General features: G+C 66.4%; 8 protein-coding genes and 1 pseudogene. 4 read left to right on the top strand and 5 right to left on the bottom strand.

What is annotated here, in order from left to right; translation table 11 throughout:
- Window positions 1-196: 196 nt before the first annotated feature.
- Together ABE472_RS05355 and speA are read right to left on the bottom strand one after the other, a co-directional pair.
- Window positions 197-520: a DUF6122 family protein gene (locus tag ABE472_RS05355; protein WP_313212454.1), complete on the bottom strand. Its 324-nt coding sequence runs from the start codon at window positions 518-520 to the stop codon at window positions 197-199.
- Between the two features lie 94 nt (window positions 521-614).
- The gene (gene speA, locus ABE472_RS05350) at window positions 615-2,504 is read right to left on the bottom strand and encodes an arginine decarboxylase (RefSeq protein WP_259262072.1); all 1,890 of its coding nucleotides are present in this window, start codon (window positions 2,502-2,504) and stop codon (window positions 615-617) included.
- A 191-nt stretch (window positions 2,505-2,695) separates the two neighbouring features.
- Between speA and speE the strand changes: the two genes are divergently transcribed.
- Window positions 2,696-3,550 (top strand): polyamine aminopropyltransferase, encoded by an 855-nt coding sequence (gene speE, locus ABE472_RS05345; RefSeq protein ID WP_313219395.1) that lies wholly within the window; start codon window positions 2,696-2,698, stop codon window positions 3,548-3,550.
- A 297-nt stretch (window positions 3,551-3,847) separates the two neighbouring features.
- Here speE and ABE472_RS05340 read toward each other — a convergent pair whose 3' ends face one another.
- Complete coding sequence (locus tag ABE472_RS05340; protein WP_346465792.1) at window positions 3,848-4,753, bottom strand: aspartyl/asparaginyl beta-hydroxylase domain-containing protein; 906 nt, start codon at window positions 4,751-4,753, stop codon at window positions 3,848-3,850.
- Window positions 4,754-5,228: 475 nt separating this feature from the next.
- On the opposite strand from ABE472_RS05340, the gene ABE472_RS05335 reads away from it, so the two are divergent.
- On the top strand, window positions 5,229-5,882 hold the full coding sequence (locus tag ABE472_RS05335; protein ID WP_313212449.1) for an RIO1 family regulatory kinase/ATPase: 654 nt from the start codon (window positions 5,229-5,231) through the stop codon (window positions 5,880-5,882).
- Window positions 5,883-5,912: 30 nt separating this feature from the next.
- Here ABE472_RS05335 and ABE472_RS05330 read toward each other — a convergent pair whose 3' ends face one another.
- Entirely contained in the window at window positions 5,913-6,251 is a 339-nt protein-coding gene (locus tag ABE472_RS05330; protein ID WP_070472404.1) for a P-II family nitrogen regulator, read from the bottom strand.
- 126 nt (window positions 6,252-6,377) lie between these two features.
- On the opposite strand from ABE472_RS05330, the gene ABE472_RS05325 reads away from it, so the two are divergent.
- Window positions 6,378-6,641, top strand: a complete 264-nt coding sequence (locus ABE472_RS05325) for an accessory factor UbiK family protein (protein WP_346465790.1) — start codon at window positions 6,378-6,380, stop codon at window positions 6,639-6,641.
- Window positions 6,642-6,664: 23 nt separating this feature from the next.
- On the opposite strand, the gene yidA is transcribed toward ABE472_RS05325, so the two are convergent.
- Entirely contained in the window at window positions 6,665-7,504 is an 840-nt protein-coding gene (gene yidA / locus ABE472_RS05320) for a sugar-phosphatase (RefSeq protein ID WP_346465788.1), read from the bottom strand.
- 159 nt (window positions 7,505-7,663) lie between these two features.
- Here yidA and ABE472_RS05315 point away from each other — a divergent pair.
- Window positions 7,664-8,563, top strand: a pseudogene (locus tag ABE472_RS05315) (YifB family Mg chelatase-like AAA ATPase); the annotation flags it as partial.
- Between the last annotated feature and the right edge of the window lie 28 nt (window positions 8,564-8,591).

Here is an 8,591-nt window from a genome sequence, read left to right as displayed (position 1 = left end):
CCGTTGGTCGGCTGCTTTTCGCGAACACCCGAACGCGCCCAGGTGCGCGCCAGCCGACCAACGGTCGGCTCTACCGGGAGAAATCGCGCACCGCTGGTAGAGCCGACCCTAGGTGGGGTGTTTTTCGCGAGCCCCCGAACGCGCCAAGGTTTGCGCCAGCCGACCAACGGTCGGCTCTACCGGGATGACCGGTGGTTCAACGGGTCTGGTGCATCCACCAGCAATCAATGGCATCCAGCACGATGTGGATCATCAGCCCGATCCCGAACAGGCGCGTCTTCTTCGGTACACACAGCCCCGCATACACCGCGATCGCCGGTGCAGTGTGCAGCGGATGGAAACCGATGCTGCAGCGGTTAGGGGCGTAGATCGGGTCGGCCAGCAGATGGTCCAGATCGATGATCCAGCCCAGCAGCATCAGCACCCAGGCGGACATGAAACGCTTGCGCCAGAACATCCACGCCAGCACCGCCGGCACGGCTGCATGCAGGAACAGATGAAAGATCGCGCGGGCGCTCATGGGGTTTCCAGGTGCCTTGAGGGGGCCGCCAGGCAGTGCCCGACGCTACGGACGGCCGGGTGAGGCCCGAAGGCCATCACCCGTCGCCACCGGTTTACGCCAGGGGCTCGTCGGACAGGTAGGTGTAGCCGGTCAGACCCGCTTCCAATGCCTCGGACAGCTCCTGCGCGCGCTCGGGCGAGAGCTTCGCCGCCGCCACGCGCTCGGCGTAGCTGGCGCGCAGATCGGCCAGGCTGTAGCCCACGTAGTCCAGCATCACATCGGTGGTATCCCCGCGGCGCTGCTGGGTGATCGCGTAGCCATCGGCATCGGCCAGCACTTCCACCGCGTCGGTATCACCGAACAGGTTGTGGATATCGCCCAGGATTTCCTGGTACGCGCCCACCATGAAGAACGCGATGCGGTAGCTCTCACCGGACTTCAGCGCATGCAGCGGCAGCGAGGTATCCAGGCTCTCGTTCTCGACATAGGTTTTCACCATGCCGTCCGAATCGCAGGTCATGTCCGCGATGATGCCGCGACGCTCGGGCTGCTCGTTCAGGCGCTCGATCGGCACGATCGGGAACACTTGGTCGATCGCCCACGCATCGGGAATCGACTCGAACACACTGAAGTTGACGAAATACTTGTCCACCAGGCGTTCGTTCAACTCGTCCAGCGCCGGGCGATGGCTCTTCTCGTCGTAGCTCAGGCGCGCACGCACCGCATGGGCGATGGCGTAGAACAGGTCATCGATGCGCGCACGCTGCGGCAGGTCGATCTGGCCCAGCGCATAGCTGGACAGGCCTTCGGCATGGAAGTGCTGCGCTTCCTGGAACAGCTCCACCGCCGGGCGCTCATCGAGCTCGGCGTGGATCTCACGCAGGTGGCGGATCGCCGCCGGCTCGTCGTCGTGCTGGTCCGGCACGCGGCCTTCCTGCGCCTCTTCCACCTCGGAGACGTTGGCGATCAGCACCGCGTGGTGCGCGGTCATCGCGCGGCCGCACTCGGTGACGATCCGCGGCGGGGTCAGGCCGTGTTCTTCGCAGGCATTGGCCAGCGGCTGCACGATGTTGCTGGCGTACGAATTCAGCCCGTAGTTGATCGAGCAGAAGCTGCGCGAGCGGGTGCCTTCGTAATCCACGCCCAGGCCGCCACCGACGTCCACGTGGGTGATCTTCGCGCCCAGGCGCGACAGTTCCACGAAGTAGCGGGTGGCTTCGCGCATGCCGTTGGCGATGTCGCGCACGTTGGAGATCTGCGAGCCCATGTGGAAATGCAGCAGGCTCAGGCAGTCGGCGTATTCGGTGTCGCGCAGCGACTTCCACAGGTCCAGCAGCTGGCGCGGGGACAGGCCGAACTTGGCCTTGTCGCCGCCACTGTTCTGCCACTTGCCCGCACCCAGCGACGCCAGGCGCATGCGCACGCCCAGGCCCGGCTTCACATCCAGCGCCTTGGATTCCTCCAGCACCAGCTTCAGCTCGGACGGCTTCTCGATCACGATGAAGGTCTGCAGGCCCAGCTTGCGGCCGATCAGGGCCAGGCGGATGTACTCGCGGTCCTTGTAGCCATTGCAGACGATCAGCCCGCCCGGGCGCGACAGCGCCAGCACGGCCATCAGCTCGGGCTTGCTGCCCGCTTCCAGGCCGAAGCCCTCGCCATGGTGGCTGGCCAGGGTGCCGGCCACGCCACGGTGCTGGTTGACCTTGATCGGGTACACGGCAGTGTAGCCGCCCGGGTAGTCCCAGTCGGCCTGGGCCTGCGCGAACGCGGCCTGCAGCTTGCCCAGGCGCTGGCCCAGGATGTCCGGGAAGCGCACCAGCAGCGGCAGCTTGGCGCCGGCCTCGCGGGCGGCGTCCACGATCTTGGGCAAGGACACCACCGGGCCGTCCTGGCCAGTCGGTCTCACCACCATGTGTCCTGCCTGATCCACGTCGAAGTAGCCATCCGCCCAATGCGGAATCGAGTAGGTCTTGCGGGCTTGGTCGAGGGACCAATCGGTCATTTCAGTGGGCCTGGTTGGTAAAAAAGGGGGTGCATGATAACGCCTATGTGGCGACAGCTCCGTTATCATGCGCGCCCGCGCCCGTGCTCAGGCTTGAAACCTGAACGGGCAACCCGTCCGGACGTGGCTTGCGCCACGCGGCACCGCCGCCAGCCCGGCTCCAACACCCTTCCGAACAGGACTGCTATTCCATGACTGACAACAACAACTGGTACATCGAGCATTTCGAGCGCACCGGCTCGGCCATCGGCTACCGCCTGACCGGCAAGCTGGATGAAGTGCAGTCGCCGTTCCAGAAGATCGAAATCTTCGCGACCACCGATTGGGGCAACCTGATGACCATCGATGGCGCCATCATGCTGACCAGCAAAGACAACTTCTTCTATCACGAGATGATCAGCCACCCGGTGCTGTTCACCCACGCCGCGCCCAAGCGCGTGGTGATCATCGGCGGCGGCGACTGCGGCACCCTGCGCGAAGTGCTCAAGCACGCCGGCGTGGAGAGCGTGACCCAGTGCGACATCGATGAGCAGGTCACCGTGATGGCCCGCAAGCACTTCCCGGAGCTGTGCGATTCCAACGACGACCCGCGCGCCGAGCTGATGTTCGACGACGGCGTGGCCTACATGGCCAACTGCCCGGCCGGCAGCGTGGACGTGGTGATCGTGGATTCCACCGATCCGGTCGGCCCGGGCGAAGGCCTGTTCAACAAGGCCTTCTACGAGAGCTGCTTCAAGGCCCTGAAGGACGACGGCATCCTGGTGCAGCAGTCTGAATCGCCGCTGATGCAGCTGGACCTGATCAACGAAATGCGCACCGAGATGGGCAAGGCCGGCTTTGGTTCGTTCAAGACCCTGCCGTTCCCGCAGCCGTGCTACCCGACCGGCTGGTGGAGCGTGACCCTGGCCCGCAAGGGCGAGAGCAGCTTCGACTTCCGCCAGGCCGATTCGGCTGGCAAGTCGTTCGACACGCTGTACTACACCGCCGCGCTGCACACCGGCGTGCTGGTCACCCCGCCCTTCGTGGCGGCGGCCCTGAAGGGCTGATGCGTCAAGCGTCGGTGTCGATCGTTGCCGCGCTTCGCGCGGTCAGCCGACCAACGGTCGGCTCTACCGGTCGGTACCGGCGTCGGCGTTGACCCGGTCGATGCCCGCGTTGGCATTAACCGGTCGGCGTCGGGTTCGGCATTGACCGGAAAACCCCGCGATGGAGGTAGGCACCGACCGTTGGTCGGCGCGGCCCACATCCACGCACGCAACAAAAAACCCGCGCTGGCGACAGCGCGGGTTTTTTGTGCCCGGTAGTGCCGGCCGCGGGCCGGCAACCCCCTGAACCCCAAGGCCTCAGATCGCCCAGATTCCAGCAATCACCGCCACCACCAGGCCCCACTTGATCACCTGGTAGGCCACCACGCTGCGCTCGCGCAGCGCCTTGGCCTTCAGCCGCACCTTGTACACGCCGCCAAACGCCTTGTTGACCCCACCGGTGGGGTCGCCCGGCAGGTTCGGCGAGGCGCCACCGGCCAGCAGCGTGGACGCCACCGCGCGGTTGAACAGGCCCGGCAGGCCGAAGCGCAGCGGGCGGGCGATGTCGCAGAACAGGATCACCCGGTCGTCGGGCGTCTCGTTGTGCGCGTGGTGGATGTAGGTCTCATCGAACATCATCCACTCGCCATCACGCCAGCTCTTCTTGATGCCATCCACCACGATGTAGCAGCCATCGTCGTTGGGCGTGGTCAGGCCCAGGTGCAGACGCAGCGAGCCGGCGAAGGGATCGCGGTGCGGGCGCAGTTCGCTGCCCGAGGGCAGCTGGGCGAACATCGCCGCACGCACGTCCGGCAGTGATTCCAGCAGCGCGGTGGTCTTCGGGCACAGCGCCTTGGCCGAGGGGTGCGAGGGGCCGTACCACTTCAGATAGAAGCGCTTCCAGCCGCGACGGAAGAACGAGTTGAAGCCGGCATCGTTGAACGTGCTGGACGCGGCGATCTTGTCCGCGTCGCGCAGGGCCAGCGCTTCGTCGCGGATCATCTGCCAGTTCTGGCGCAGCGGCTCGAGCTGCGGGAATTCCTTGCCCGGATCCAGGAACGGCGTGGTCGGTACCTTCGAGAACGCGTACATGATCACGTTGATCGGGGCCATGAAGCTGGAGTGGTCCAGCAGCTGGCGCGACCAGCGCGCACGCACTTTGCCGCGGTAATGGATGTACAGCACGCAGGCGATGAACAGCCCTGCCAGCACGATCTTGATCATCAGTCTTCCTCCGGCATGGCCGGACCCGAAATGGTGGGGGCGATGCACGGCAGTGACCGGCATCGATAGGGCGGCAGGAGGCGGGGACGTGCCGGGGAGGGGCGGCCGCCGATGTCGCGAGCAACAGCATATGGTCCGCAGCGCCTGCGTCGCGGTCAAGCACGGGCTGGGCGATGTTCAGCGCCGGGTGACCCGTGCAACCGCCTGCTGCGTTGGACGCACGGCAGCGTTGCCTGCCCCGCACTCCCCGGTGATCGCCAGCAACCCGCTGATATAGAACGAAATTATTCCAAACGATACAAGATTGTCCGCTTCAGCGTGACGAACTGTTCCACCCGGGCTACGACATTTCTCCGACATCATCTGGATTCGTGTACTGGCGAGTACTAAAATTAACGAAATCTTTAGTTCCCCACAGTAAGCAGCACCGGTACGCCTGACGCATTGCGCCGACCGCCGGGTCGCACAGACCCCTATGAACACAATTGTTGCCCCGTGTGTCGATGACACCGCCCCCGCCGAGCTGCTCAAGCGCGGCGAACGCCTCCTGGAACCTGACGTCTACCGCACCTGCCTCAATGGCCAGCCCGCGGTGGTCAAGGATTACACCCGGTATCGCGGCACCCCGCTGTCGCCGATCGCCCGCCTGCTGGTCCGCCGCGAGGCGCGCATCCTGCAGCGCCTGAGCGGCTGGAAGCACGCGCCGGCCCTGCTCGGCACCATCGGTGGCCTCGCGCTGGGCATGGAGTTCATTCCCGGCCAGACCCTCAGCGCGGCCCAGTCGGTCGGTATCGAGGTCTTCGAGCAGCTGCAGTACGCGCTCACCCGCCTGCATGCCGCCGGCATCACCCACAACGATCTGCATGGCACCAACGTGATGGTCAGCGGTGGCGTGCCGGTGCTGGTGGATTTCACCTCGGCCTGGCGCAGCCCGCGCTGGCTGCCGGTGCACCCGGTCTCGCGCCAGCTGCGCCGCAGCGACATGAAGAACCTGCTGAAGATGCGCCAGCGCCTGACCGGCGAGCGTCCCAGCCCCTCCGAGGCGGCCCAGGTGGCCGACCCGCGCTGGGTGGCCGGCGTGCGCGTGGCCTGGAAGCGCTTCTACCGCTGGTTCAAGGGCCACGCCTGACAGCGGGCGGCCTGGGAATGCCGGCGCGCGTTACAGCGCGTCGGCGTCCAGCTCACCGGTGCGGATGCGCACCACGCTGCCCAGGTCGTACACGAACACCTTGCCGTCGCCGATCTTGCCGGTGCCGGCGGCTTTGACGATGGCTTCCACCACCTCCTCGACCTGGTTGTCGACGACGGCCACTTCGATCTTCACCTTGGGCAGGAAATCGACCACGTACTCCGCCCCGCGGTAGAGCTCGGTGTGGCCTTTCTGCCGCCCGAAGCCCTTGACCTCGGTGACCGTGATCCCGGTGACGCCGCGCTCGGCCAGCGCTTCGCGCACGTCGTCGAGCTTGAAGGGCTTGACCACCGCCATGACCATCTTCATCCGTCTGCACTCCTGTCTCTCAGGCTGCGAGGATAACGCCTGTCCGCCGGTGAACGCGATGCGCGCAGTCCGTGCCGCCGGCAGCGTGGCGGCTTATCCTTGGCGCATACCCCGCGGAGCCGCAGCATGATCGACCTCAACCACCTCGATGACCTCGCCCGCCGCCTGAGCGACATGGTCCCCCCGGGCCTGCGCCAGTCGCGCGAAGAACTGCAGGCCACCTTCAAGACCGCGCTGCAGGCTGGGCTGGGCAAGCTGGACCTGGTGACCCGCGAGGAATTCGACGTGCAGCGTGCCGTGCTGCAGCGCACGCGCGAGAAGCTGGAGGCGCTGGAGAAGGTGGTGGCCGAGCTGGAAGCGCGGGGTGTATCGGCTGCGCCGCGCGAATAAGTCAGGCTCGGACGGCGCGTTGCTTACGCGTCCTGCAGCACGAACCGCTCGATCGCCAACGCCACGCCATCGTCGGCGTTGGTCGCGGTCTCGAAGCGCGCAGTCTGCTTGACCGCCGCAATCGCGTTGCCCATGGCGACGCTGGTGCCGGCGAACTGCAGCATGGTCAGGTCGTTCTCCTGGTCGCCCACGGCCATCACGTTGGCCCGGTCCACGCCGAGGTGCGCGGCCAGCTTTTCCAGGCTCGGTCCCTTCCCGGCCCGGTGGTCGAACACCTCCAGGAAGAACGGCGCGCTCTTGAGCACCGCGAAGCGATCGGTCAGTTCGGACGGCAGTCGCTGGATGGCGGCATCCAGCACGTCCGGCTCATCGATCATCATCAGCTTGATGAACTGCATCGCCGGGTCCATGTCCGCCACCCGGCGATACGACAGTGGCACGTTCGACAGGTGCGAATCGGCCACGGTGTAGTGGCTGATGTCCTGGTTGGGCGTGTACATGCGCCGACCATCGAGCGCCTGGAAGTGGATACCGAGTTCGCGTGAGATCCGCTCGCAGAACACGAAGTCCTCGAAGCTCAGCGGAAACTCGACCACGCGCTGGCCGCTGCCGATGTTCTGCACCAGCGCGCCGTTGCAGGCGATGCAGTAGTCCTGCTCGCTCTGGATACCCAGCTGCTGCAGGAACGGCGCCATGCCAGACACCGGGCGACCGCTGGCCAGCACCACCTGCACGCCCTGCGCGCGGGCGCGGGCGATGGCCTGCATGACCCGGGGCGTGAGCGTGTGTGCGGGATCGAGCAGGGTCCCGTCCATGTCGATGGCGACCAGTTCGATGGGGCCGGAGCGGTGGTGCATATCCATGGTGTTCGACGGCGTGGTGCGTGGGGGCATCCAGTCTAGCGGCAGTACCGGATACGGTGGCGGTGCTTGCCTACCCCGTGGCGCGGCAAGCGCTGATGGATGGGGTTATCCATGTGCTGCCATTGTGTTCGGCATGCCGCAGACCCCGGAAACAACCGCATGAGCCTCGCGCTGGTGCACAGCCGTGCCCGCGCCGGTGTAAAAGCCCCCGCCGTGCGCATCGAGGTATTCCTTTCCGGCGGGTTGCCGCACACCCAGATCGTCGGGCTGCCCGCTGCGGCCGTGCGGGAATCGCGCGACCGCGTGCGTGCCGCGCTGATCTGCGCGCGGTTCGAGTTTCCGCAGCGGCGCATCACCATCAACCTGGCTCCCGCTGATCTGCCCAAGGAAGGGGGCCGATTCGATCTGGCGATCGCGCTCGGCATCCTCGCCGCCAGTGGCCAGATCGATGCGCAATCCCTGGACAAGTACGAATTCCTGGGCGAACTGGCCCTCACCGGCGAGCTGCGCGGTGTAGACGGTGTCCTGCCTGCCGCGATTGCGGCCGCCCGGGACGGCCGGAGCCTGATCGTGGCTGCCGCCAACAGTGAAGAGGCTGCGTTGGCCCAGCATGCCGACGTACGCATCGCCCGGACGCTGCTGGAAGTCTGCAGCGCCCTTGAAAGCGGCACGCTGCCGCCGGCTGTGGCCGCCGCCACGGTGCCGGTCAGCATTCCCGACCTGCGCGATGTGCGCGGCCAGCTGCAGGCCCGACGGGCGCTGGAAGTCGCGGCGGCCGGCGGGCACCACCTGTTGCTGCTCGGCACGCCGGGCTGCGGCAAGACGCTGCTGGCGTCGCGTCTGCCCGGCATCCTGCCCGCGGCCAGCGAGCTCGAGGCCCTGGAAGCGGCAACCATTGCCTCATGCAGCGGCCAGGGCATTGATGCGGGGCGCTGGCGGCAGCGGCCCTATAGAGCGCCGCACCATACCGCCAGCGCGGTGGCGCTGATCGGCGGCGGCTCGCATCCCAGGCCAGGCGAGATCTCACTGGCACACAACGGGGTCTTGTTCCTGGACGAACCGCATCTTTAGCATTTGCCGTGTCTTG

The organism is Stenotrophomonas sp. TWI809 (genome assembly GCF_039673205.1).
GTDB lineage: Bacteria > Pseudomonadota > Gammaproteobacteria > Xanthomonadales > Xanthomonadaceae > Stenotrophomonas.
Note: the sequence above shows the minus strand (reverse complement) of the source record. Positions and strands in the feature narration are given on the sequence as shown.